We start from the raw sequence: 26,112 nt of genomic DNA, 5'->3' as shown, positions 1-26,112 counted from the left end.
ATGTTTATGAAGCAGCTCCCTTGATTTTATCTTGGGATAATTTCACTGCTTCATCAAATAAAGAAAAGCTTTTGCCATAGGTAGCTTGTAAATTATCAGCTTTGAATATTTTTTCCACAGGACCACATGCGACTAAACGCATATTAAGTAATATGGCCCAATCAAAGTAATTTTCAACATTGTTTAAATCATGATGGACAATAAAAACACTTTTTCCTTGAGCTTTCAGTTGAATTAGAATTTTCATAATAATTTTTTCTGTTGCTATATCTATGCCAGCAAAAGGTTCATCCATAAAATATAAATCTGCTTCTTGCAACATAGCACGAGCAATGAATACCCGTTGTTGCTGCCCACCTGATAGCTGGCTAATTTGCCGATCGGCATAAGCTCCCATTCCAACCATTTCTAGATAGCGATTGGCAGCCATTCGATCTGCTTTACGCGGCCATCTCAATAAGCCTAGCCTTCCATAACATCCCATTAAAACCAAATCGCGCACTGTAATAGGAAAATCCCAATCTACACTTTGACGCTGGGGAATATAAGCAATCCTTTTACGGGCTTCTTTTAAAGGCAAACCAAAAAATTCAATTTTTCCTGAAATAGGTTTTATGAGCCCTAGAGCAGATTTTATAAGAGTACTTTTGCCAGCGCCGTTAGGACCTAGAATACCTACAAGCAAACCTGGAGGCACTTTAAAATTAATATCCCATAGTACAGGTGTTTTGTCATAGTTAACGGTAAGCTGATGAGCTTCTAGTACGGAAGGTTGTGTCTGCGGTTTTTTCATCCATCAACCTTTAAGCATTTTTTAATCCAATCGGCATCATGTTGAATCATTTTCTGATAAGTTTCCCCGCTAGAACCAGCAGCACCCATAGCATCAGCATAGAGACAACAAGGAGCAATAGTGATGTTTAATCCTTTTTCCTTACCTGCTGAAATGATTTTACGAAGAGAATCCTTGCTAACATTAGATTCTGGAAAAATAACCTGTATTCTATGTTTAGAAAGATAATCTATAATCTCTTGGATATGGCTGGTACTCAATTGACTCTCAGGTGCTAAACCTTCTGGGGACGCAACCCTTTGAACCCATTTCCCATTTATTCTCTCTTCTTGTGTAGCTAGATAAGCTCTGGCAAAATAGTTAAATGCATCATGACTGGTTACTAAGTAACGCTTCTCAGAAGGAATTAACCCTAGCTCGTATTTAATCTCTTGATCACTCTGAAGTAAATCCTGCATAAGTTTTTCACCATTAGCATGAAATACCTCAGCGTGCATGGGATCATTAATGCTTAATACTTCAACAATATAGGGAATGATTTTTGCCCATATAGCCATGTCCATCCAGATATGAGGATCAATCTGCCCTTGACTATAAATAACTAAAGAAGGGTAATCTTTAATTATCTTATTTCCTAAACCCACTGCCTTTTTATTACTCTCTAAGAATCTTTGTAAGCTGGGTCCATGTTCTAAACCTAATCCATTGTAAAACACCACATCCGCATAAGCTAACTTCTCATCATCCCCTTTCACAAGCTGATAAGTATGTGGATCTAGATCTCCTCTCATTAGGGTTAAATTATCGACATGTTCTCCCCCTACTTGTTGCACGATATCGCCAATCATGGCAATGGTCGACAAAGCTTTAATTTTACCATTCTTTAGACCAAAGCCCTCTCTTTCTATACGACGATGCTGGTCCTCAGAGGTACAAGCTACCATCAGAAACACGCTCATCCATATACCCATTTGTAGCCACGATTTCATGAATTTTGCTCCTGAGCCATTTGACGCAAAAAACTAAAGGTATAGATGCCTTGATTGCAACCAGACGTAAAATAAATGCGTAAAGCATAATGCCCTACCCTTTCAATAGTAGAGACCCGCAGCTCGTCGCGATTAGTTTTTTTATCCCCTGCTTTGTTTTCTACGCTTTTTTCTATACATCCAGCACAAGGACAACGACGTTGCAAATCAGACAAATAGAAGTCTGCCATTAAGCCATCGCTCCATTGCAAAGTAAAGGTAGCGGGATCTTTTTGAAAAAACTTTTCCACTTCCGCAGTTTCACGCTTTTTTATTTCTACTAATTGTTCCATTACTTTCTTTGCTAAATTTATAAAAATCTTACTAATCGCTTGGGCGTCTGGGGTCTTTTCCTCAAAAAGTGAGTTCCCCTTATCGCCACTATGGGAAATTTCAGAGCTTATCGGGATTTGGCCTAGAAGAGAAAAGCCTGCTTCTTTAGCTAAACGCCCCCCTCCCCCTTGGCCCAAAGGATAAACACGTTTTAAATTTGGGGAGATCTGATAATAACTCATGTTTTCTATAACACCTATGATAGGAATTTTCATTTGATAAAACAGGTCCATGGCTTTTCTTACATCCATTAACGCAACTTCTTGGGGAGTTGTCACCAAGATGGCAGCATTCAATTGAGCATTTTGGCTCAAGGTTAGTTGAATGTCACCCGTTCCCGGTGGAAAATCAATTAATAAAAAATCTATTTCTCCCCAATCTACATTTTTAATGAATTGTTGAACAATAGTGTTAGCTATGGGAGCACGAATGGCTGCAGCTTCATCTTCGCGCCTAAAATAAGCCATGGATATAACCTTAACTCCTTGGCATATAGCTGGTAGAATACGTTCATTGCATTGCTCAGGCATTTTATCTTCAGGTAACATGCGACGGATGGAAGGACCGTAAATATCAGCATCCAGTATTCCCACCTTAAAGCCTAAATCCTTTAAAGCTCTTGCAAGGTTAACTGTGACGCATGATTTTCCAACTCCGCCTTTCCCAGCAGCAATACCAATAATAGCATGCACAAAATTTGCTGAAGCCTTAGAAATAGCTGGAAACATAGGTAGTGGCATGATGCACCTAGCATATAAGGTTTTACAGACAAAGGAAGTCGCTAGCCATTCTTTAAAAGCCTATAGTACTAAATGAACAGATTACCTTCAAACTTTTAAAAAAACATATTCTTACTCTACTATTATTTGTACGGGTAGTAATGAGGCAGAAATTATATGTTTATGAATAAATTTTAGGTTGCACAAAATTCATATAAATCTATAATTTTCATTAGTAAATAAAGAAATCAAAACTTTTCCTCTTCCCGCTCCCCTATAAACAAAGTTTAGGAAAAATCAAGGTTTCGGAACGCAATAAAAACCAGCGTTATTTATAACTCTAACGAAAAATAAAAATTAAGTAGGTATATCAATGAGTACAAACTCAAAATCCGATTCAAAACAATTGGAAAGTCTTATTCAAACGGCTGTTAAGAAGTTAGGTGCCAAAAAGGAAAATGATATTTGTCGCTACATTCCTTCTTCAACAGGTGGCTACATCCATCATTTTACCATGCGTAAAATGAAAACAGAAGATCCTGAACAGCTCACTGATATGATTTTAAAATACATTATCAATGTCGACAAACCCTCTCCTGTAACACCCAAGCAACGAGCTGCTAGAGGCTCACGCAAGCGTAGAGACCAGATTCTATTTTCCAAACAGGACATTGAACGCATGTTAAACATGGCCCGCTTAGCAGGTGATAAAGAAATGATTCGTAAACTAACTCCAAAAAAAGACTTACGTTCTATTAAGAGAGAGCTCATTGCATCAATCAGGCACGGTAAAGTTGAACAAGACCTTTGGACATCTTATGTTGAAGCCATCAGCTTAAACAATAATCTTGCTGCCTCTGCCAACTCCTTGGCCCCTCAATATAGCTAAATCATTAGGCCTTCGAAATGTACATGATTACTTATGCTTCGAAGGCTTTTCATCCACTTATCTTCTCTTTTATATTTTTAGCTTTTAAACCTAGCCCTGCTCAATCACAAAATTAAACATATTTTGTCTCTTTTCTAGGTTTTCTTTTAAACACCTTAGCAAAGCTCCTTTCCGCTTCTAAGAGCTTTGCATTTACTCCTAACAAAAGTTCAAAAGGTTGCTATATAGTGAAAGATAGACTCAACCCTGTTTTCAAACAATTCTTCAACCTATCATAGGTTAACAAGGCCATATTTTTAGATAGATAAACCCGCATTGTCTAAATGCTTTTTAAAGCCTACGGATTGCAGAATTTCAGCGTAAATTATAAACCTAACAAAAAAGCCTGCCCATAGCCTATTATTTAAGGTTTAGCAAAAGCTTTTTTACTCTAATCTACTTTGTGAAGCCACGTTGATGTAAGCTATTTTAACAAAATGAAAGTAAGTTGTGGATCATAGCCCTCTTTCCAACCCCTTATCCTTTCCCTTCTTTACTCTTGCCTATTAATTAAAAATGTTTTACATTGTGCATTCTCATTATAAACAAAAGTGTTTTTTATTAAATTCTTAAGTGTTACAAGTGGATGCTAATTAAGCACATATAACGCTTATTTTACAATCAGAGGTTTTGATATATGGCACAAAATGCTGGACAAGAATTTAGTAAGGCGCGGTCATTTTTTTGGCCCGTCCATAACTATGAGCTTAAAAAGCTTTTACCTATGTTCTTGATGTTTTTCTTTATTTCTTTTAACTATACTATCCTGCGTGATACAAAAGATACGCTAATTGTAACAGCTTCTGGAGCTGAAACCCTCCCTTTCTTAAAAGTATGGGGTGTGGTTCCTGGTGCAATTATTTTCATGCTCTTGTATGCTAAACTAAGCAATATTCTTAGCAAAGAGGCCCTTTTTTATACGGTCCTTGCACCATTCTTGGTCTTTTTCGCTCTTTTTGCTTTTGTTCTCTATCCCAATAGAGAGCTTCTTCATCCCACGACCTCAGCAGATTATTTGCGGTCAATCCTACCTGCAGGTTTAAGCGGCTTAGTCGCTTGCTATAGAGATTGGACATTTTCTCTGTTTTATATCTTAGCAGAACTATGGGGAAGCGCCGTTTTATCTTTGATGTTTTGGGGCTTTGCCAATGATATCATGCGTGTAACTGAAGCGAAGCGTTTTTATACTCTACTTGGCCTTGGAGCAAACGTTGCTTTGCTTGTTTCTGGCCCTACGATTGTCTATTTTTCTAACATCCAGAGCCGCATTCCCGCTGGTGTAGATCCATGGCAAGTTTCTCTTAACTATCTAATGACTTTTGTTGTTTTAGCTGGTGTATCGGTGCTTGCTATTTACTATTGGATGAATAGAAACGTTTTGACAGATCCACGCTTCTACAACCCAGAAGAAGAAAAGAAAGGAAAAAAATCTAAACCTAAAATGGGTATTTTAGAAAGTTTTGCTTTCCTAGCTAAATCCAAGTACATCCTCTGCATTGCTTTGCTTGTCATTTCTTATGGTATTTGCATTAATTTAGTTGAAGTAACTTGGAAAGGACAACTTAAGCTACAATACAAAAATCCTAATGATTATAATGCTTTTATGGGCATATTTTCTACCATCACAGGATTGGTGACAATTATAATGATGTTCTTAGGCGGTTGGATTACCCGCAAAAAAGGCTGGGGCTTTGCCGCTATGGCAACACCTCTTGTTTTATTAATAACAGGGATCGGTTTCTTTTCTTTTGTTATATTTAAGGACCACCTTGCCGGCTTCATTAGCTACTTTGGCACTACCCCGCTCATGCTAGCAGTAATCTTTGGCATGATACAAAATATTATGAGTAAATCGACGAAATACTCTTTATTTGATCCTACCAAGGAGATGGCTTACATTCCTCTTGACCAAGAATCTAAGGTCAAAGGCAAGGCTGCTATTGATGTGGTTGGTGCACGTCTTGGTAAATCTGGAGGTTCTTTTATTCAACAAGGTCTGCTTGTTGCCTTAGGATCGCTAGCCGCCATTACTCCTTATGTAGCTATCATTATGACCTTCTTTATCCTTATTTGGATAGCGGCAGTAAGATCGCTAAACCGCCAATTTATAGCTTTAACTCATGAAAAAACTGATACTTCTGAAGGGTCTACTCTGGTAGAAACAGAGGGAACTGCAAAAATATCGGGTTAATTTAAAACTTGGCCTTAATGCAAGCCACCTGCTTGAACCTCTGTTCAAGCAGGTGGCTTTCTTATTTATGGAAGATTTAAAAGAAATCAATATCTATCATTTGTTTATCTAGCCACTTTTCTTAGGCCATGCATCCTATAAACACAGCTAGCACTAGGTAAGTTAGATAATAACAATAGATTTATTGATTAGAGTTTACTTATGCAACAACTGCTCTAGCCTTTTTGGACTTCAAGGGTAGCCGCATAGACCAAACCCGGGTTAAGCGACAACTTGGAGTTCTCTTTCAATTTTATAGACAGAATGACCTTTTCTTTGTTATCCTATTTGCTTACCCTTTTCTATCAAATGAAAGCTTTAAATAAGGAAACGAATTGTCATGGAAAAACAAAAGCGCTGGCAATTATATCTGATATTAGCGGTCATCATTTTGACGCTATTCAACATTTTGCCAACAATTTTTTACTATACTAAACCTCTTAAATCCCCTATCGACGCAACTCGTGCCCAAAAAATTGCTGTTGCTATCGCCAATAGGACGAATGAACTTGAGCAGGATGCTACTGATTGGCTGCATTCGTTTGCTAAGCTACTAGGTGTAAAGCCTCGATCTATCGAGCTACAAAAAAACAATCCTCAATATGTTGAAGTAAATTTTAGTAATGTGCAAGACGCTTCTCTTTTCAGGCGTTTTTTACCTAGAGCTGGAGCATTAATCCCGTTTGTTCCTGCTCAACTCGAGCTGTATCCTCAGGTAGATGAGCAAGACACACAAGTCATCGTTTCTCGAAAAGTAAACATTCATTTTAATCCTCAAGATTTACAAGAATTTTTTCAGTATGCTTACAAACAAAATGCCGAGGGACAAATTACTGACTTTTATCGTCAATTAGTTGAAGACCGCGTGGCCCAGTTAGCTCTAGCTTTTGGCAGCACAAGCAAACCAGCCACTCTTTTGCAAGCAATTAAAGATAATCCTACTAGCTCTTACGATGATCTTGTGCTCAACCTTGCCACTGAAATTGTAGAAGCAAATAAAGCCTTACAAGCTAATCAGGCAATGGCTAAACGTTATTTTGCTAGCTTTACACAGATGGGTTCTCCCTCTAAGGATAATCTAGTTAGCAAATTTTTATCTCGCGCAGAAGCTCTGAAGGTAGGCTTAGGAGCTAAGAAAGAAACCTTGACTCAAGAAATAAAAAAAGCTGAGGAGAGCAAGCAAACAGTTGATTCTAGCCAACGCCAAGCTTTAACTCTTTTAGAAGGACAACGCCATACTTTAAGCCAAGCCATTTCTATCCTTCACCAGCGGGCAGCTGATTTTAAAGTTAGCCAACAAGCTTTAACGCCAGAAAAAGTTAAAGATTTAATCCAAACTAGCCAAAAAGCCTCTAAAGCTAATGATAAGTTACAAATAGTCTCTCTAGATGGAAGTAATCCTTTTGTCCAAGGGCTGGTTATTGATTGGTCAAATGAGAAAATCTTTCTTCAACTTTATCCAGATATTCAAGCCATCCGCCAAGCTCCTAGCAGAGATGAAGAAGCTGATGTCCAGCGAGATAAAATAAACAATTTAATAATCAACGATATAGCACGTGCAAGCCGTTTAACGGATGAAAATTTAATACCTTGGGAAGAGACTTTTGGTGTTAATCTTTCCCAATTAACCAATCCTCGCAGTTTTTTAGCGTTAAATTTAACAGCCGTTGCTAAAAAACAAATCCAGCAACTGCTGAATCAGTTAGAAGAAATATGGCTACCAAAACATGCTGAGCTAACCCGTGAAGCCTATCCTCTGAGAGACTATGCTTCGTATACAAAATCAAAGCCTGAAGAGCAAAAGCTAGGCTTACTCGTATACGCACCTTCTGCACAGCAGAGCCCTACCTTACCAGGTTTTAACAATGGCTCTATCTATGTGATTGCTAGAGGAATGGATAGCATCATGCAAAAATATCGCCAAATGCCCGATTCTCCTGAAAAACAAGAGTTTCTTCATGATATCGAGCAGCTACATTATACCTTGCAAGCAAATGGTTTCGTAGGCTATTCAGGGGCCACCTTCGGATTGCCTGCCGAATTTAGCAAAGATTATATTTTTGAGCTCAATGATTACTATGATACCTTGCTTAAAGCTACACGCGAAAATTTCTATGCTAAAGGCAGCAAGCGTCACGCTTTGCTAGACTTTACAGATGTCGAGCAGCGCATGCTAGCTATAAACGCTATCGAAGATCATCAGCAAGAAGACTTACTTAAATGGGAAGAAGAATATCGCTCTGCTCAGGTAGACTTGGATATTACTAACCATTATCTAGTTCCTGCCCCTACCAAAAACCCCTACTGGCAAAATTTCAAGCTTAGCATCGCAAAATTTTTCCGCGGTGATGATCGCAAGATTCTTAAGCTTGGCCTAGATCTTTCTGGGGGTAAAACAGTGCGCATAGGCCTCAGAGACCAAAATGGGCGAGAAGTCACCAATCCTGAAGATTTAAAGCAAGCTGTTAATGAATTATATACACGTATTAACAAAATGGGGGTCTCGGAACGTACCATTCACCTAGAAGGCAATAACATTGTTTTAGACTTTCCTGGCTCGCAGAATATGTCAGCTACGGATCTTGTTAAAGCTTCTGCCATGTATTTTCATGTAGTCAACGAGAAATTTACTCCTAACAATCCTGCTTTAAAAGAAGCTGTCAACCAGTTTTTACAAAATGTATGGAATGAAGCGGTAGTTACTAATCGTACAGACATTGATAGTGTGAATGAAATTGCCTGGCATCATTTAGGAGGTGACTTGGCTACAGGTGAGCTGACAGGCCCACGTTCAGAATATGCTACCCTGCTTTATGAAAGCGGCTTGCGCCTAGCTGATCCTAAGCATAAGGAAGTAAGCAATACTTACAACGATACGCTTTCTTCAGTAGCCATTTTACGTGGTAAGGATTTTTCAGAATGGAATAACCAAGCCCATCCCTTGCTAATAGTTTTCCACCATTATGCATTAGAAGGTTCTAGCCTAACAAACATTCAAGTGGGCTATGATTCTTCTGAAGGAAATACACTTTCCTTCAGTGTAAAAAGCTCATATGATGGTTCACGCATAGGCAGCCCACGAGATGACTTTTATACCTGGACCTCACAATTTGCCGAAGATAAAATTGTCGGCACTCCCAAAGAAAGTTATTCTCGAGGAAAAGGGTGGCGTATGGCAGTGGTTTTAAATGGGACGATCATAAGCTCGCCCAGCCTTCGTGCCGCTCTAAAAGATTCTGCGCAGATTACTGGTCGCTTCACCCAACGTGAAGTTAATCAACTAGCTGCCGACTTAAAAGCTGGATCATTAAGCTTTACACCAAAAATTCTTTCAGAAGAAAATGTAAGCCCTGAACTAGGTCAAGAAGAACGCACTCGAGGAGTAGTAGCCTCTGTTGTAGCACTTACCTTGGTGGTTATCGCTATGATTGGCTATTATCACTTCGCTGGAGTAGTCGCTTCTACAGCTGTTCTTTTTAACATCCTCATCCTTTGGGGAGTAATGCAAAATATCGGCCAACCCTTAACATTGCCAGGACTGGCGGGTATTGTCCTCACTATTGGTATGGCAGTCGATGCAAATGTGCTAGTTTTTGAAAGAATTCGTGAAGAGTTTAAGCAATCCGGACGTTTAGCTTCAGCTATTCAAGCCGGCTATCGTAAAGCTTTTAGTGCTATTGTTGATTCTAATATCACTACCATCATTGCTGCCCTCATTCTTATTCAATTTGATTCTGGACCAGTCAAAGGTTTTGCTGTAACTTTAATCATTGGGATTATCTCCTCTATGTTCACGGCCCTGTTCATGACGCGTTACTTTTTTGCTGGGTGGGTACAAAATCCTAAGCATAAATCCTTGTCTATGTCCCAGCTAATCGGCAATACTCACTTTGATTTCTTAAAGCATGCTAGAAAAGCTATAATAATCTCTTTAGCTATGATAGCAATAGGAGGCTATTTTTTCTCTGTGCAATATAAAACAATGTTGGGTATGGACTTTACGGGCGGTTATTCATTAAATGTTGAACTTGAAGAAAAGCCGGAGGAAGTAAACTATCGTCAGTTGGCAGCAGAAGCTTTACTCGCCCATGGAGCCACTGCTAATGATTTCCAGTTGCGCACCTTAAGTAAGCCTAATCAATTACGTATTCAATTAGCCACAAGCATGGAACAAAAAGGCCATCCTTTTTATCAATTGCCCGAAACCTTCGTGGAAGACAAGTTTGCTCATGAATACCAAAAAAATCCTCGAATTGTTTGGCTGGTTAATACTTTGACAGATGCAGGATTAAATGTAGCTTCTTCACAATTGGACCAGTTGCATACTCATTGGACAGTCATTAGTGGTCAGTTTTCCGAGGCCATGCGTAACAATGCGGTCATCGGTTTAACCATTGCTTTAGCAAGTATTTTGCTATACATTACCTTCCGCTTTGAATTTAAATTTGCCTTAGGAGCTGTAGCAGGGCTAACCCATGATGTGATTATTACTCTAGGTATTTTGGCAATCTTTCAAGCAATGGGCTTTGCCGTCCAGATTGATTTGCAGGTTGTAGGAGCCATTATGACAATTATTGGTTACTCTTTAAATGATACAATCATTGTATTTGATAGAATTCGTGAAGATATGAGGCTTATGCGTAAAATGAAGTTTAAGGATATTGTCAATCATGCTTTAAACATTACTTTGAGCCGTACGCTCATGACTTCGGGTACTACTCTACTAGTCTTGCTATCATTAGTATTGCTAGGAGGCCATTCTATCTTTGCCTTCTCACTAGTTATGACGATTGGTGTCATAGTTGGTACACTCTCTTCACTATTTATCGCATCCCCCGTAATGCTTTATATTCACAATCGTGAAATAAAAAAATTAGAAGAGGAAATGCATCCTACCAGAAGACTATCTTCTTAGAAAGAAGGCTCTTTTAAGAGCCGTTTATTGCTTAAACAACTCCCTAAAATCACTTGGCTAAAGGGATCTTTTTGGAGTTGTTTAAGATTCTAAGGGTCTAGTATATGGCCTTCTTTTTTATAGCAAAATTCCTTCAAGTAAATAAGCCTACCGCCGATAACTTCATAGACGCCCATGGAATATTTGCAAAAGAGTTCGAAATTATGGTTTTTAATAATTCCTTTGGTCTGAGAGTTAAAAAAACTCTTAGTTTTTAAATTTACCCATCGATTAGCTAAGAGCTTTTTCCCTTTCTTTCATAATTTTTTATGCAAAAACAACCTCTTTAGTAATTATTAAGAAAAGGGCAAAAGATGAAAGCGGCAACCTTTTGAATATGAGGCCAATAAACTCAAACTTCTTAGGTTGAAATGAAGCTGTCCCTGCTGCATAGAGAATCGATAGAAAATGCTCAAACTTTTTCTTTTCTGCTTAGTCATACGCTGCTTGTATAGATTTCTTGACAAGAGCTTTTTATAAAGCTAGAATGAAGATTATCATCACCAGGACCATAACTGAATGCATTCCATTTTCCACCATCAAGAAGCACCTGTTTGGATTTATCCGAAAATCGACAACGAGTGGAAAGAACTTATTACTAAAGAATTTAAGATACATCCTGTCACCGCTCAAATCCTCATTGCTAGAGGCTTTACCACGTTAGAGCAAATTCATGATTATCTTTATTCTAAACTCCCTGATCTATACGATCCTTTTTTGATGCCAGAAATGCAACAAGCTGTGGATCGCATTAGCCAAGCCATTAAAAATAAAGAAAATATCCTTATTTATGGGGATAATGATGTGGATGGGATGACAGGCACAGCTTTGCTGACTGAATTTCTACAGTTTGTGGGGGCTAATGTATTCTTCTATGTCTCTAATCGGGGCACTAACCGCCAAAGCTTGATAGTAGAAGCCTTAGAATATGCGCTGAAAAATGAATGTAAACTATTGATTACCGTAGACTGTGGAATTACAGCAGCTACAGAGATTGCCAAAGTCGTGGAAAGGAATGTCGATGTAATCATCACTGACCACCATGAGCCTACCGATAAAATACCCCATTGCGTGGCTACCCTTAATCCTAAGTTACTCAATAGCTCCTATCCTAATCGAGACCTAACAGGTGTAGGTGTGGCTTTTAAGCTAGCACATGCAGTCACTCTCCAAATGGTAGCCGAAGGGCTTATCTCCCCTAAAAAAATTGATCTTAAACGTTATCTGGACCTGGTTGCTCTGGGAACGGTGTCTGATATGGGCTCTCTGCTTGGCGAAAATCGCATTCTTGTAAGTTATGGTTTACGTCAGCTTAAGAAGAATAAACGCATTGGCCTAGCTAAACTCATTTCTATATCCGATGCAGATCTGAACGAACTTTCCACTTTTATGATAGCTTCCAAGCTAGCTCCTCGCTTAAACAGCTTAGGGCGTATTGCTGACCCCCAGAAAGGCGTTCAGATGCTTTTGGCACGTAACGTTATTGCAGCTGAGAAACTTGCTGTAGAACTCGATCTTAACAATATGGAACGCCAAAAAATTGAACGTACCATGTCTTTAGATATTGAAAATACGGTAGCCATACATCCTGAAATTTTCAAAAATAAAGCTATTGTTTTACATTCTGATAAATGGCATCCAGGAGTAATCGCTATCCTATCTACACGTATTTCAAAGCAATACAATCGCCCAACTGTCATGATTGCCATTGACCATGGGGTCGGTAAAGGTTCTTTGCGCTCTATTCACGAATTCCCTCTTCTTAATGTATTAAAAGATTGTTCAGATATTCTTGTCAATTTTGGAGGACATGATTTTGCGGCAGGCTTAACAATTAAAGAGCAACATATCGAAGAGTTTAAAAGACGTTTTATCAAGGCAGCCGATGAGAAACTACGTGATCATGATGTAATGGCCAAACTGATGTTGGATGCAGAAGTTAACTTTCATGAGCTTACCTTTGATTTTATGGAATCCATTCGCCTACTTGAGCCTTATGGCAATGAAAACCCTCAGCCTATCCTTTATACCATCGCCAAGCAAGCTTGGCCTCCCAAAGTGGTAGGTAAAACACATCTGAAGCTCTATCTAGAGCAAGATGATCGTATGTTAGAGGGAATCGCTTTTGGACAAGCTGCACAAAGTCCTCTCCTGCGTAAAAAGAATTTAAAGCTACGTATAGCTTTTACTCCACAGATTAATAATTTTCAAGGCCCCAGCATCCAACTGCTAATCCGCGATTTCCAGATTATTGATGAAAACAAGCCCTATGTCTGAGATTCTCGTTGGCAAGGTGATTGCTCTTAACTCTGAGGGGCAGGGAATCGTTCGTGAAGACAGCTTGGTTGTTTTTATCCCTTTTACTACTCCCGGCGACACGATTCGCTATCATATTGTAAAGCGTAAAAAAAACTTTGCGACGGGAAAATTACTAGCCGTAATTAAACCAAGCTTGCAACGAGTAAAACCCCTTTGCCGTTACTATGGCGAGTGCGGTGGATGTCAATTGCAGCATCTAACTTATGAAGCTCAGTTAGAAAACAAACGCCAGATTATTGAAAATGCTTTAATACGCATTGGAAAATTTTCAAAGCTTGCGGTTTTACCTGTGGTTGCTGCTCAGATGAACTGGATGTATAGACGTCATATCACCCTCAAAATTATTCCCCATCAAGGGGTTTTTAGGGCAGGCTATATAGCTATTGATAACCAAACTCTGCTAACCATTCAGCATTGCCCTTTATTCCTTGCCGAAGATAATGTGGCTCTTGCCGAAGTGCAGACCTTGCTAGGGAAGATATCTTCTCAACAAGCTACTGAAGGAAGAGCAACTCTTTTTAAAACGGAAGTAAACCAATTAATTTTAAGTTTAAATTTTGAGAAGCTAAATAAGATAGAAGCAGAGATTATCGAAGAATTTTTAAAACAATTTCCCCGCTGGAAAGGAGTAATAGTAAAGGGAGGATCAAAAAAATGGGTGTGGGGTGATCCCACCAACTTTCTCGAGATCGGACACTTAAAATTTCTTTGCTCCCCTGAAGTCTTCATACAAAATCATGCAGAGCAAAGCTTAAAGATCTATCAGCAAATCATTGATTTGCTTTCTAAGAAGAAGCAAGCTACCATTCTTGATCTTTATTGTGGCATTGGTATCTCCTCTTTACTTTTAAGTCAACAAGGCCATCGGGTCATTGGAATAGAATGCAATCCTTTATCAATCGCTATGGCCAAAGAAAATGCCTGCCTTAACAGATTAACGACCCCTCAATTTATTGAAGGAGATGTGGAAAAAGTCTTACAAAAAGAACTGCAAGAGCAGCAAGCCGATCTTATTATTCTCAATCCTCCTCGCCAGGGAATCACACCCGCCGTCGGAGTAGAAATTTTACGACGTTGCCCACAAGAAATTATTTATGTTTCCTGTATGCCTTCTACTCTTGCTAGAGACCTCTCCCTTATCTGCGTTAAAGGTTATAGAATCTCCCTTATCCAGCCTTACGACATGTTTCCCCAGACAAGCCATGTTGAAACTCTTGTACATTTGATACGTAGCTAAAAATAAGATTAACAATGTTAACATACAGGCTCTTGTGATGCCCCTCCCATTGAAGCATGAGGGAAAAATTTATGGTAGACCTATTAAACGATTTTAATGGGGAAAGCTGTCAAAAAAGAGTTAGGAGCTCAGCTAAAAGGGTGCCTGTTTGATCTAGATACTTGCAAGAGGCAAAGTAACATCTTTAGAAAAACAAAGTCCTATCTCGTTTCAAATTAATAACAGCACTTCTTGAGCATTCCACCCTTTGGCAAAAATACGATTAAATCATTTACTTGCTAGATAGCTCAAGAAGCTCTTCATCTTTCTGCAATTTCTCACTAGCATACTGAAGCGCCCAGCCATCTTGCTTAACAGCCTCAAGAACGACTCTCCTATCGTTCTGAAGCTTTTGGCTAGCATACTCAAGCGCCAAACCGTCTTGCTGGACAGCAATAATTGCAACTTCTCTATTATTTCGGAGCCCCAGGCTAGCATGTTGAAGGGCCCGGCCATTACACTGGACTGCAGCACCTACAACTTCTCTATCGTTTTGAAGCTTTTGGCTAGCATATTGAAGAGCCCAGCCGTTTTGCTGCACAGCAGCAAGAATAATTTTTTTATCATGCCGAAATTCTTGGTTAGCATACTGAAGCGCCCAACCGAATTGCCTAACAGCAGCAAAAACAACTTTTCTGCTATTTCGAAGCTCGGGACTAGCATACTGAAGCGCCCAGCCGAATTGCCTAACGGCAGCAAGAACGACTTCTTTATCATTTTGTAGCTCTTGGCTAGCATACTGAAGCACCAAACCCTTATGCTGAACAGCAGCAAGGACAAATTCTCTATTATCTCGAAGTTCAGGACTAGCGTACTGAAACCCTAAATCGTCTTGCTGAATAGCAGCAAGAACGACTTCTCTATCATTTTGAAGCTTTAGGCTAGCATGCTGAAGCGCCAAACCACTATGCTGGACAGCAGCAAGAACGATTTCTTTATCATTTGAAAGTTCTTGGCTAGCATACTGAAGCGCCAAGCCATTTTTCTGAACAGCAGTAAGAACGATTTCTCTATCGTTTTGAAGCTCTGCGGGAGCAAATTGAAGGGCCAGGCCATTTTTCTGAACAGCAGCAAGAAGGGCTTCCCTATCGCTTTGAAGCCCTTGGAGGGCAGATCGAAGCGTTAAGCCATCTTTCTGAACAGCCACAAGAGGGGCTTTCCTATCTCTTTGAAACTCTTTGGTAGTAGGCTGAAGGGTCAAGCTATTTATCTGAACAGCAGCAAGAGGGGCTTCCCTATCCCTTCGAAGCTGTTTGGTAGTAGGCTGAAGCGTCAAATCACTTTGCTGAACAGCGGTAAGCACGAATTCTCTATCATTCGAGGACGGGGGGACAGCCTTCTTAGAAGCTTTGTTATTCTTTTGAGCAGCAGTATGCCCAATCTTTTTATCAATTTCTTTCTTATGAGCAACGTCCCAAATCCCCACCAGTATATTTCCTAATACAGGAATTAACAAAACTACACATCGTCTAAAACTTTTTTGATTAAGATGAGCATAGTAAGGATCTTTGGTCTCTTTTTGCTTAAAAAGCAAAATAACAGCTTTTTGAAAGATATCGATTAAATTAGTCACCGTGCTAAAGATAGGTACGTAGTCAGCCTTATGATCTATAAATAGGCAGACTCTAGATAAAGAATTCATTCGCATAGCACCTTATATTGTTTATTAACCTAATGTAGAGGTTATCTTATTTCCAATAAATAGTTAAATTTGAGACACACACTTCTAATCTATTTGAAAACATTTATTTCCTAAATAACCTCTGACTACAAAAAATTAAAAATGCACTCTCCAATTATAGGCTACTCTGTAATTGTTGGAAATCTTTTAGCAAAGAATGGGATAAACATTTTATTAATTTAAGCCACATTTAAATATATTCCTAATGGGCATTGTTGCATAAGTAAGAAGCGTAGGCGATAAGATTGCTCTTTAACGCTTAAAAGCAATAAAATTTAGTTTGCAAAAACAAAAATATAGGCAACCTATCAAAAAAAAGCTCTCTTCCCTTAACCGCCTAAGTAATTGGTCCGATTATAACAAAGCTTTAGTACAAAGAGGAAGCATTACTTTATGGTTTTCGGATGGAGGCATTAAAGGATGGAGAGAAAATAAAAGTTTAAGGGAAGAAAGAATACCCAAAAATCTATTCTGCTGCCGCAATCCTATGCATGCTGATGATTAAAGCCGTTTATCATTTTCCCCTCCTGGCCCTTCTAAGGATTTTTTTGACGTTGATTATCTTGCTGGCCTCCAAGGCTGCCTTTTCCTTGCTATACCCGCATCTATAGGCGCGCTAAAAAGCTTAGACAGGAATTTGAAGGAGCCAAGCCTTAAAGTGTCTGACAAACGCAGCCTTTACTTCCTCTCGGATGAAGGCCTATGGTAAAGGAGAGTGGAAAATGCGCCAGCCTGGCAAAGCAAAGCGGAGGACTTGGAGAAAGATTTACTTAAGCATTTGTCCAGATTCGCATGAAATTATTTTTAAGTAAATTGGCATAAAGTAATAAAACTGTTGATTTAGTGGCGAGCCAAATGATCCCCAATCTGCCTAAGAGCACAAAAGCCGCTTATGGAGATAGTGCTTACGATAAGCGAGCTTTCTATCGATCATCTTATGTTCAAAATATAGATCCTTTAGTACCTCCAAGAAGAGAAGAAAGATTTAAAGCCAAGAGACAGACAAGCTGTGAAAGAAAGAAATGATGCCTTAAAACCCCTTAAAGATTTAGGAGAAGACAATGAGGCCAGGCATGTTGAAACTTTGCGGCTATCATCGAAGATCGCTTGCCAAAAGAGCGATATACCGCTTTAAAAGAAACTTTAGAGGAGATTTTCGCTCTAGGAAGCTAGCCTAACAGCGAGAAAAATCGTAACTTTAAAAAACTTATGTTTATATAAATAAAAAAGAAATCAACCTTCCCCCAAGCTAGCTCTCATCGTAAAAGCAAGCTTTTTATTAAGTATATGACTGCATAAAAAGTTGTCCGAAAGCGTATTATATACTACATCTTTGGCGATGAATAAGATGGCACAGCTTGTCATGCTCGAGAAGCAATGTCCAAAGAGCAGTGGATGCTAACTTTGGTGATAAGCTTAGTGCAAGACTCCTCTTTAAGCAGGCAAGCTATTAGACCATTTACATAGCAAGGCCCCTTACGCCTATAAAACAAAAATTCTTTCTCTATATCCTTAAAACTTTCTAGGTCAGCAATTTGCCCTTTTAATATTATAGGTGAGGAAGCAGATATTTTTTCAGCTACCGCTAAAAACGTTGTTTTAATTCCTCTGGTATGTTTTCCAGCAGATTTCCGTCTAACTTAAAATCTAAATCTTCAAAGCACAGTGCTATCTCTGCAGAAAGGACAGTGAGATGGTTATCATTTAAGAGAAGCCATTGCAGCCGCGAAAGCTACCCTATCTCGGAAGGGAGGGTGGTAAGTTAGTTATGATTTAAGCAAAGTAGATAGATATGAGAAAGCTGCCCACTCTCTGCCAAAAGAGACGTAAACTGGTTACACGGTAAGTGAAGCTCTTCTAGCTGAGAAAGGTGCTGAATCTCTGCCGGAAGGGAGGTGAGCTGATTATCGAATAATTCAAGCCTTTTCAGCTGAGAAAGCAGCCCTATTTCAGCAGGAAGAGAGGTAAGTTGGTTATCCTTTAAGCAAAGGTACTCCAGCTGAGAAAGCTGCCCTATCTCTGCAGGAAGAAAGATGAGCTGATTATCGAATAAGTAAAGCCTTTTCAGCTGAGAAAGCAGCCCTATCTCTGGAGGAAGGACAGTGAGATGGTTGTGGCTTAAGTCAAGGTTTCCCAGCTGTGAAAGCTGCCCTATCTGTGCAGAAAGAGCGGTGAGTTGGTTGCTGCTTAGGTTAAGCTCATACAGCATAGAAAGCTGCCATATCTCTGATGGAAGAGAGGTAAACTGCGTATTCGCTAAGTGAAGGCTTCGCAGCTGGGCAAGCTGCCCAATCTCTGGAGGAAGGGCAGTGAGATGGTTGTGGCTTAAGTCAAGGTATTGCAATCGCGAGAGCTGGCAAATTTCTTTAGGGATCATGGTAAGCTGGTTGTTGCTTAAGTGAAGCCCTCCCAGCTGGGATAATTGCCCTATCTCAGCAGGAAGGGAAGTAAGCTGGTTACCGTTTAAGTAAAGCTCTTGTAGCTGAGAAAGCAGCCCTATATTAGCAGGAAGAGTGGTAAGTTGGTTATCCTCTAAGCAAAGGTATTCCAGCTGAGAAAGCTGCCCTATCTCTGCAGAAAGGGAGATAAGCTGGTTGCCCTTCAGGAAAAGGTTTTTTAACTGGACTAACTGCCCTATCTCAGCAGGAAGAGAGGTAAGTTGGTTATCCTCTAAGCAAAGATATTCCAGCTGAGAAAGCTGCCCTATCTCTGCCGGAAGGAAGGTAAGCTGGTTGTTGTTTAAGTCAAGCCGCCACAGCTGAGAGAGCTGCCATATCTCTGGAGGTAAAAAGGTCAGGCTAATCTCGTTTAAATATAACTCTTCAATATCTTGGCCATATCTTTCAATCCACTCTCTGAAAAGCTCTCCTTTTTTTGCTAGAGGCAAATACCTAATTTTTTCTTGCTCTAAGTATTTTGTGCCATCAGAAAGGTTTTTCCACATTAAGAGGCGGTTAATATTTATAAGATAAGAAGAATAATTAGCCAGGTTAAAATACCTTTTTTCCTCAGTTTTCCACTTAAATTCTAACTCTGCAGGAGAAAGTGAGTTAGCTAAAGTAAAGATCTGCTTGAAGATAGCATTTACCTTTCCTGTTTCAGTAAGCTCTTCTTCTAGCTTATAAATCCTATCTAAAATAAAAGTCTGTTCGCTAATATCTTGTTGAGGAAAATGTATCTTACCTATTTGCTTATAAAGAGAGGGCATTATTTCTGCGTTCACCAGATGTCGCCATCTTGTACAAACGCTAACTAAGGCAGGCGAGGTGCAAACCGTTAAAATGGGAGTTAGTATTTCATTAGGTAAATGTTCAATGGTAATAGAAGAGTTAGGATTCATGGTATGGCCTCTTTTAAGCTTTATGCCTATTTTATTTACTTTTTAGGCACTTTTATATATATAAAAAAAGCAAGATAGGCAAGAAAATGTAAGAAGGTGCTCGGAAACCTATTTTTGAATTTGCTTTCATTTTATCAAAAAGCGAAAGTTTCGAGACACCTTCTTAAAAGCATATTAGATAGCTCATATGAGGAAGACAGAAACCAGGCTTGAGGGCCTCAGCCGTATAAATTTATCTGTTTTAAAAGGCGTACAATGAATCTATTAAAAGCTGGTGCAAAAACAAAAGCAGAAATTAAGGGAAAAAAATAAATCCTCATGGAATCGAGATTACATGAGGAAAATGTAAAACGGTAAGTAAAATCTTTATGCAATTTCCCTGCAGAACAGAAGTCTCCTTTGCTTTAAATTAATAATAGCATTTCTGTTGAGTACTCCCTCTCTAGCAAAAGCACAATTAATCATTTACTTATTACATAGCTTAAGGAACTCTTTATCTTTCTGAAGTTGCTCACTAGCATAACGAAGTGCCATGCCATTTTGCTTAGCAGCGGCCATGACGACTTTCCTATCGTTTCGCAGTGCTTGACTAGCATATTGAAGGGAGCAACCCTGTTGCTGAACTGCGGCAAGTACCACCTCTTTATCATTCTTCAGATCTTCTCCAGCATACTGAAGTGCCAGGCCGTTTTGCTGGACGGCCGCAAGCACAACATCTTTATCATTTCTAAGTGCTTGACTAGCATACTGAAGAGCCTGGCCGTTTTGCTGAACTGCGGCAAGTACCACCTCTTTATCATTCTTCAGATCTTCTCCAGCATACTGAAGTACCAGACCGTTTTGCTGGACGGCCGCAAGCACAACATCTTTATCATTTCTAAGCGCTTGGCTAGCATACTGAAGAGCCTTACCATTTTGCTGAACTGCGGCAAGTACCACCTCTTTATCATTCTTCAGAGCTTCTCCAGCATACTCAAGTGCCTGGCCGTCTTGCCGAACGGCCGCAAGCACAATATCTTTATCATTTTTAAGTGCTTGACTAGCATACTGAAGAGCCTTGCCTTTTTGCTGGACTGCGGCAAGTACTACCTCTTTATCATTCTTCAGATCTTCTCCAGCATACTCAAGTGCCCGAACGTCTTGCTGGACGGCCGCAAGCACAATATCTTTATCATTTCTAAGCTCTTGACTAGCATACTGAAGAGCCTGGCCGTTTTGCTGAACTGCAGCAAGTACCACCTCTTTATCATTCTTCAGATCTTCTCCAGCATGCCGAAGTGCCAGACCATCTTGCTGGACCGCCGCAAGCACAATATCTTTATTACTTTTAATCCATGGGCTGGCATAAAAGAGTAGGCTGCCAGCTTGCCGAACAGCGATAAGTAGCAGATATTTATCATCCCTTAGGGGCTTGGAGGCATACTCAAGTGCCCATACATTTTGCTGAATGGCAGCAAGCACGACTTTTCTATTGTCTTTAATTTCTTCACTGGCATATTTAAGGGCTAAGCCATCCTGCTGAACAGCAGCAAGCATGACCTCTTCGTCGTTCTTAATTTTTTTGCCCCCATACTGGATAGTCAAGCACCGATGCTTAAAATCAACAAGCACAAATCTCTCATTATTTATCACCGTTTTATCAAGGTACTGGAGGGCCGGATCTTGGTGATGAATAGCAGCAAGCACGACCTCCCTGTCGTTTTTAAGCGCTTGGCTAGCATATTTAAGAGATGCGCCATTTTGTTTAACAGCAGCAAGCACCACCTCTTTATTATTTTTAAGCTCTTGGCTAGCATACTCAAGAGCTAAGCTATCTTGCTGGACGGCGGCAAGTACGACTTCCTTATCATTCCTAAGTTCTTGGCTAGCATATTTAAGGGCTAGACCATCTTGGCTAACAGCGGCAAGTACGATATTTTTATTATTTTGTAATTCTGGATGAGCATACTTAAGAACTAAGCCGCTTTGCTTAACAGCAGCCAATACGATATCTTGATCTTTTTTAAAATCTTCTCTAGCTTGAGAAAGCTCCCATCCATTTTTCTGCATCTCAGCAAGGGAGGTAGCCTTATCTTTTTTAAACTCCTCGCTGAGATTGTCAAGCGTTAACTCACCTTTTTGAACAATAACCAATGGAGCCGGTTCATTATTAATTTCTTTCACGGCATCTTGGGGCAAGTTAATCGTCTGGTCTGCTCTTAGCGGTTTTGGGTTCTTATTATTGAGTCTATAACGATGAATATCCCAAACTCCAACCCATATATTTCCTAAGATGGGGATTAATAAAACAATGCACCTGCCAAAACTTTTTTTATTAAGATAGCGGTAATAACTTTTGCTTACAGATAAGTTTTTTTCTTGCAGGGTCGGTATATAAACACATTTTTGGAAAATATTGACTAGGTTAGTCACTGTACTGATTAAAGGCACGTAGTCAGCCTTACGATCAATCCATATGCATAATTGAGGAAAACCGCTTAGTTTCATTTTGACCCTATTTATTCTTTAAGTTCAATAAATTTTAACAACTATGGCTTATAAAATCAACAGAATTTATTTTAAAAGCTAATCTTCTATACAACTAAAAAACATCGTATAAATTAATATATTAGTACTCTCTTTCTCACTCTAAGACGCACCCTACTAACAAGAGCAAGAGGTAGTTGGTGTTTGGCAAACTTTTATCCTACCTTTTATAGAAGCTATGTCTGCATAACCCAAAAAGAAATTAGCCTTGTTCCAAAGTGGCTTTCTCCTTAAAAGCAAGCTTTTTATTAAGCATATGATTACATAAAGAGCAGCTCAAAAAACGTCTAACCTTTAATTTGATAGATCCATACCCTCATATAAAGCTGCTTACATTTTCATCTTTTCTTGGCTATAGTCTGCATGTGCAACTATTCCTTACCCCTTTAAGCTTTTGCAGGAAAGAAATAAAACAGGACTCTTAGCCTATCCTTTTCGCTGCAAACTACTCTCTGCTTATCAACATTGCTATTAACAATCCCTCCTAGTTCATCCATTCATGCCTTTTCCTACTTTTAACTTTCTTGCCTAAAGTCATACCTGCAAAGCCTTTTTTCTCTAGCTATTTTGATACTTTGGCTATCGGCTATATTTGAGCTTAAATTATGCTAGCTTAACCCAGCTTCGGCGCATCGATCGGCATAAATAAGTATTAATTTGTTCGAATAAATTACTTTATTTTACTTTAAATTAATGAATCCATCCATTTCCCCCCAAAAAAAGGGGATCACGAAGAAGATAGGCTTCTTGATATTCTCTCTTTAAAATGTAAAAGATAGCATTAGCAGCTGCTACCTAGAGTGCTCGGATAGCTTACCTGCCTTTTTCTTACCTACAATAGGTGCACACACCTGCCATTCTCGATTATTTAACTTTTTAGGATAAAGTTAGTTTATCCTCATTACGTTCTTAAGCTAAACAGCTTAAATTTTAAATGATTTTGTAAGGGATCATGGGGGTCATATCTACTTAAGCTATTGATGCTAGGGACTTACTATAAATCAAAAAAGGCAGTAAATAGGAAAAAACAGCTATTTGCGAGCATTTTTGACATTGCAGATGCCCGCAGAATCGTGTCTAAAGCTGGGCATACCCCGTGAACGCTTACATGATTTTGATAATTTAAAAATGCTTATCAAGAAATAATCTTTTTATAAATTTAGAGAAATCTAGGTCTATCCATAAAATAAAGAGGAGTTAAAAAAAGAAGCTAAAAAAATTAAAAAGCTTATTGTGCTTTTTCCCTCTATAAAATTTGTCATTCCTTTTGAGCTTTATCCCATGCATCTAAAGCTAAATTAAGTTTTAGCACGTTAATATAAGATGTGCCTAGGAAGCCCCAGCGCGGCAATTCTATGGATGCTTCGATGAGTCGAAAAATAGCCTCTTTATTATTTTCATTCCAACCTCTTGCTTTGATTACCCGTTCTACCTGGAAGTAGGCGGTTTGCGGAGAAATATGTGGATCTAATCCGCTGGCAGAAGCAAAAAGTAACTCACTAGGAATTAAGCGATCACTTTTCTCCTCGTAGGTTGTTTTTATCTTTACTTTGCGTTTTTCAATAACCTTTTTTAAAGCCTCGCTGGTAGGGCCTAAATTACTTCCCCCTGATGCTAAAGGATTATAATTATTTATCGATGGACGTCCCCAAAAATAGCGATTGCTTTCAAAGTTTTGCCCGATCAGGGCAGCCCCTATCCACTTTCCATTAAAAGAAATAAAATCCCCTTCCGCTTTATTTTTGATAGTTAAATACGCTATAAGAGTAATGAAGAGAGGGTAGATAATCCCTGTTAAAGCTGTTAACCACAGAAACATCTTGAAGCTAGTCCAAATTCTTAACATATAAACTCTCTTACTCTACAAAGCCAAAAAAGGTGATTAAAATATCGATAAGTTTTATTCCTACAAAAGGAGCCACAAGACCTCCCAATCCATAGATGAGGAGATTATTTCTTAACAAAGCCTGTGCCGACTGAGCATTATATTGGATCCCTCTTAAAGCTAGAGGTATTAAAGCCACAATGATTAAGGCATTAAAGATAATAGCACTTAAAACAGCACTCTGTGGTGAATTTAAGCCCATAATATTAAGTACAGACAGAGGACCAGAGCCTCCTTCATCTCCTATATACAGTGCTCCAAAGATCGCTGGAATGATGGCAAAATATTTAGCCACATCATTCGCTATACTAAAAGTTGTTAAAGCACCCCTTGTCATCAACATCTGCTTGCCAATTTCTACAATGTCTATTAACTTGGTAGGATTGCTATCTAAATCTACCATATTGCCAGCTTCTCTAGATGCCTGTGTACCTGTATTCATTGCTACACCTACATCCGCCTGAGCTAAAGCAGGTGCATCATTGGTGCCATCGCCTGTCATAGCCACTAGCCTTCCATTTTCTTGCTCGCTTTTAATTTTTTCTAGTTTTATTTCGGGTGTAGCCTCAGCAATAAATTCATCTACTCCAGCTTCTGCTGCAATAGCTGCAGCGGTCAATTGATTGTCACCAGTAACCATTACGGTACGAATACCCATGCGCCGCATCTGCGCAAATCTTTCTTGGATGCCTCCTTTAATGATATCTTTAAGGTGAATGATCCCTACAATTTTATCCTCATCGCTGACCAATAAAGGTGTTCCTCCTTTACTTGCTATAGCTTGTATAGCAGCATCTAGCTGATCAAGATAATGTCCTCCTAAACTTGTTAGATGCTTTTTAATGGCTTCTGTAGAGCCTTTGCGTATGCGCCGTATAACCTTTCCTAAACCGTCTACGAAATCGATACCGCTCATGCGTGTAGTGGCCGAGAAAGGAACAACGATAGAGTTTCTTGTATCCAAAGATTCAGCCCTTAAGCCAAATAATTTTTTAGCAAGAACTACAATAGAACGGCCTTCTGGAGTCTCATCAGATAGAGAAGCTAACTGAGCAATTTCTGCAAAAGCTTTTTCATCCATGCCTACAGCAGGTAAAAAAGCTGTAGCCATTCTATTGCCGATAGTAATCGTGCCTGTTTTATCGAGTATCAACAAATCTATATCTCCTGCGGCTTCCACCGAGCGGCCGCTTAAAGCTATCACGTTGCGCCTAAATAAACGATCCATCCCTGCAATTCCTACCGCACTTAGCAATGCGCTAATGGTCGTAGGGATTAAGCAAATTAGCAGAGCCACTAAAATAGGAAAGGTTAGGAGTTGGGAAATATCTTGCTTAGAAGCATGGGCACTATATTCTCCAAAAGCTTTCAAAGAAGCGATGGTGATAAGAAAAATAATGCTTAAAGCCGAAAGCACGATATGCAAGGCAATTTCATTAGGTGTCTTCTGCCGTTTGGCGCCTTCAATTAAGCGTATCATGCGGTCTAAAAAATTATTTCCGGGCTCTGCAGTCACTTGAATACGCAGGCGATCGCTCAGCACCCTAGTTCCTGCCGTTACAGCGCTTCTATCTCCTCCACTTTCTCTAATGACAGGTGCCGATTCACCTGTTATAGCTGATTCATCAATTGTAGCAGCCCCTTCCACGACATCCCCGTCGGTAGGAATAATATCCCCTGCTTCGCAAATTATTACATCCCCTTTTTTTAACTGGTCTGCAGGAATTTTTATCTCTATTCCATTGATCTCCTGACGAGCATTAGCTTGAACTTTTGTTTTTCTTAAACTTGCCGCTTGTGCTTTTCCTCTACTTTCGGCAATAGATTGAGCAAAATTAGCAAAAAGGATGGTAAACCATAACCAAACGGCAATTTGCAAATTAATCCACGCTAACTGCTGATAAAAAATCTCCTGGATGACATAACTTGTGGTAGCCAGGGCTCCAAGATAAGTCACAAACATGACAGGATTTTTAAATTGATCCTGGGGAGCCAGCATCCGGATTGCTTCTTTAAGAGCCTCTGCAGCAATTTTCAAAGTTAACAAGCTCTTTTGGTTGGACTGCATTCGATCTCCTTTATCCCTAAAGTTTTGATCCC

The 26,112-nt window shown here is 39.4% G+C and carries 13 protein-coding genes and 1 pseudogene; 6 read left to right on the top strand and 8 right to left on the bottom strand.

Annotated features, from left to right (window positions below; genetic code table 11):
- Positions 1-4: 4 nt before the first annotated feature.
- Genes TY21_RS00940 through TY21_RS00930 form a run of 3 tightly spaced genes read right to left on the bottom strand, consistent with a single transcriptional unit; the run spans position 5 to position 2,894 of the window.
- Entirely contained in the window at positions 5-793 is a 789-nt protein-coding gene (locus TY21_RS00940) for a metal ABC transporter ATP-binding protein (RefSeq protein ID WP_039386017.1), read from the bottom strand.
- Positions 790-1,782, bottom strand: coding sequence for a metal ABC transporter solute-binding protein, Zn/Mn family (locus TY21_RS00935; protein WP_042239797.1), 993 nt, complete (start codon positions 1,780-1,782; stop codon positions 790-792). The genes TY21_RS00940 and TY21_RS00935 overlap by 4 nt, the downstream gene beginning before the upstream one ends.
- Positions 1,779-2,894, bottom strand: coding sequence for a P-loop NTPase (locus TY21_RS00930; protein ID WP_079979861.1), 1,116 nt, complete (start codon positions 2,892-2,894; stop codon positions 1,779-1,781). Before TY21_RS00930 ends, TY21_RS00935 begins: the two co-directional genes overlap by 4 nt.
- Positions 2,895-3,246: 352 nt before the next feature.
- On the opposite strand from TY21_RS00930, the gene TY21_RS00925 reads away from it, so the two are divergent.
- The 5 genes and pseudogenes from TY21_RS00925 to rlmD all read left to right on the top strand — a co-directional run bounded on the left by TY21_RS00925 (position 3,247) and on the right by rlmD (position 14,541).
- Positions 3,247-3,762 (top strand): hypothetical protein, encoded by a 516-nt coding sequence (locus tag TY21_RS00925; RefSeq protein ID WP_042239796.1) that lies wholly within the window; start codon positions 3,247-3,249, stop codon positions 3,760-3,762.
- Between the two features lie 676 nt (positions 3,763-4,438).
- A pseudogene (locus tag TY21_RS00920) lies at positions 4,439-5,920 on the top strand (NTP/NDP exchange transporter); the annotation flags it as partial.
- 451 nt (positions 5,921-6,371) lie between these two features.
- Positions 6,372-10,946, top strand: a complete 4,575-nt coding sequence (locus TY21_RS00915) for a protein translocase subunit SecDF (RefSeq protein ID WP_042239792.1) — start codon at positions 6,372-6,374, stop codon at positions 10,944-10,946.
- A gap of 558 nt (positions 10,947-11,504) precedes the next feature.
- Positions 11,505-13,262 (top strand): single-stranded-DNA-specific exonuclease RecJ, encoded by a 1,758-nt coding sequence (gene recJ / locus TY21_RS00910; protein ID WP_039386029.1) that lies wholly within the window; start codon positions 11,505-11,507, stop codon positions 13,260-13,262.
- Positions 13,255-14,541 carry a 23S rRNA (uracil(1939)-C(5))-methyltransferase RlmD gene (gene rlmD / locus TY21_RS00905; RefSeq protein WP_042239789.1) on the top strand — a complete coding sequence of 429 codons (1,287 nt, stop codon included), beginning with the start codon at positions 13,255-13,257 and terminating at the stop codon, positions 14,539-14,541. The genes recJ and rlmD overlap by 8 nt, the downstream gene beginning before the upstream one ends.
- A gap of 271 nt (positions 14,542-14,812) precedes the next feature.
- Here the strand turns inward: rlmD and TY21_RS00900 are convergent, their stop codons facing one another.
- On the bottom strand, positions 14,813-16,222 hold the full coding sequence (locus TY21_RS00900; RefSeq protein WP_052354438.1) for a DUF4116 domain-containing protein: 1,410 nt from the start codon (positions 16,220-16,222) through the stop codon (positions 14,813-14,815).
- 319 nt (positions 16,223-16,541) lie between these two features.
- Between TY21_RS00900 and TY21_RS00895 the strand changes: the two genes are divergently transcribed.
- Positions 16,542-16,766 (top strand): hypothetical protein, encoded by a 225-nt coding sequence (locus TY21_RS00895; protein ID WP_042239787.1) that lies wholly within the window; start codon positions 16,542-16,544, stop codon positions 16,764-16,766.
- A 1,257-nt stretch (positions 16,767-18,023) separates the two neighbouring features.
- Here the strand turns inward: TY21_RS00895 and TY21_RS00890 are convergent.
- The 4 genes from TY21_RS00890 to kdpB form a co-directional block, all read right to left on the bottom strand.
- Positions 18,024-19,601: a leucine-rich repeat domain-containing protein gene (locus TY21_RS00890; protein WP_197725068.1), complete on the bottom strand. Its 1,578-nt coding sequence runs from the start codon at positions 19,599-19,601 to the stop codon at positions 18,024-18,026.
- Between the two features lie 465 nt (positions 19,602-20,066).
- Positions 20,067-22,088, bottom strand: a complete 2,022-nt coding sequence (locus tag TY21_RS00885) for a DUF4116 domain-containing protein (protein ID WP_042239785.1) — start codon at positions 22,086-22,088, stop codon at positions 20,067-20,069.
- A 1,297-nt stretch (positions 22,089-23,385) separates the two neighbouring features.
- On the bottom strand, positions 23,386-23,973 hold the full coding sequence (gene kdpC, locus TY21_RS00880; RefSeq protein ID WP_042239783.1) for a potassium-transporting ATPase subunit KdpC: 588 nt from the start codon (positions 23,971-23,973) through the stop codon (positions 23,386-23,388).
- Positions 23,974-23,983: 10 nt separating this feature from the next.
- Positions 23,984-26,080 carry a potassium-transporting ATPase subunit KdpB gene (gene kdpB / locus TY21_RS00875; RefSeq protein ID WP_042239781.1) on the bottom strand — a complete coding sequence of 699 codons (2,097 nt, stop codon included), beginning with the start codon at positions 26,078-26,080 and terminating at the stop codon, positions 23,984-23,986.
- Positions 26,081-26,112: the final 32 nt, after the last annotated feature.

It is taken from the genome of Neochlamydia sp. S13 (assembly GCF_000648235.2).
In the GTDB taxonomy this organism is placed as follows: Bacteria; Chlamydiota; Chlamydiia; order Chlamydiales; family Parachlamydiaceae; genus Neochlamydia.
This window is presented reverse-complemented; position numbering and strand designations above follow the sequence as displayed.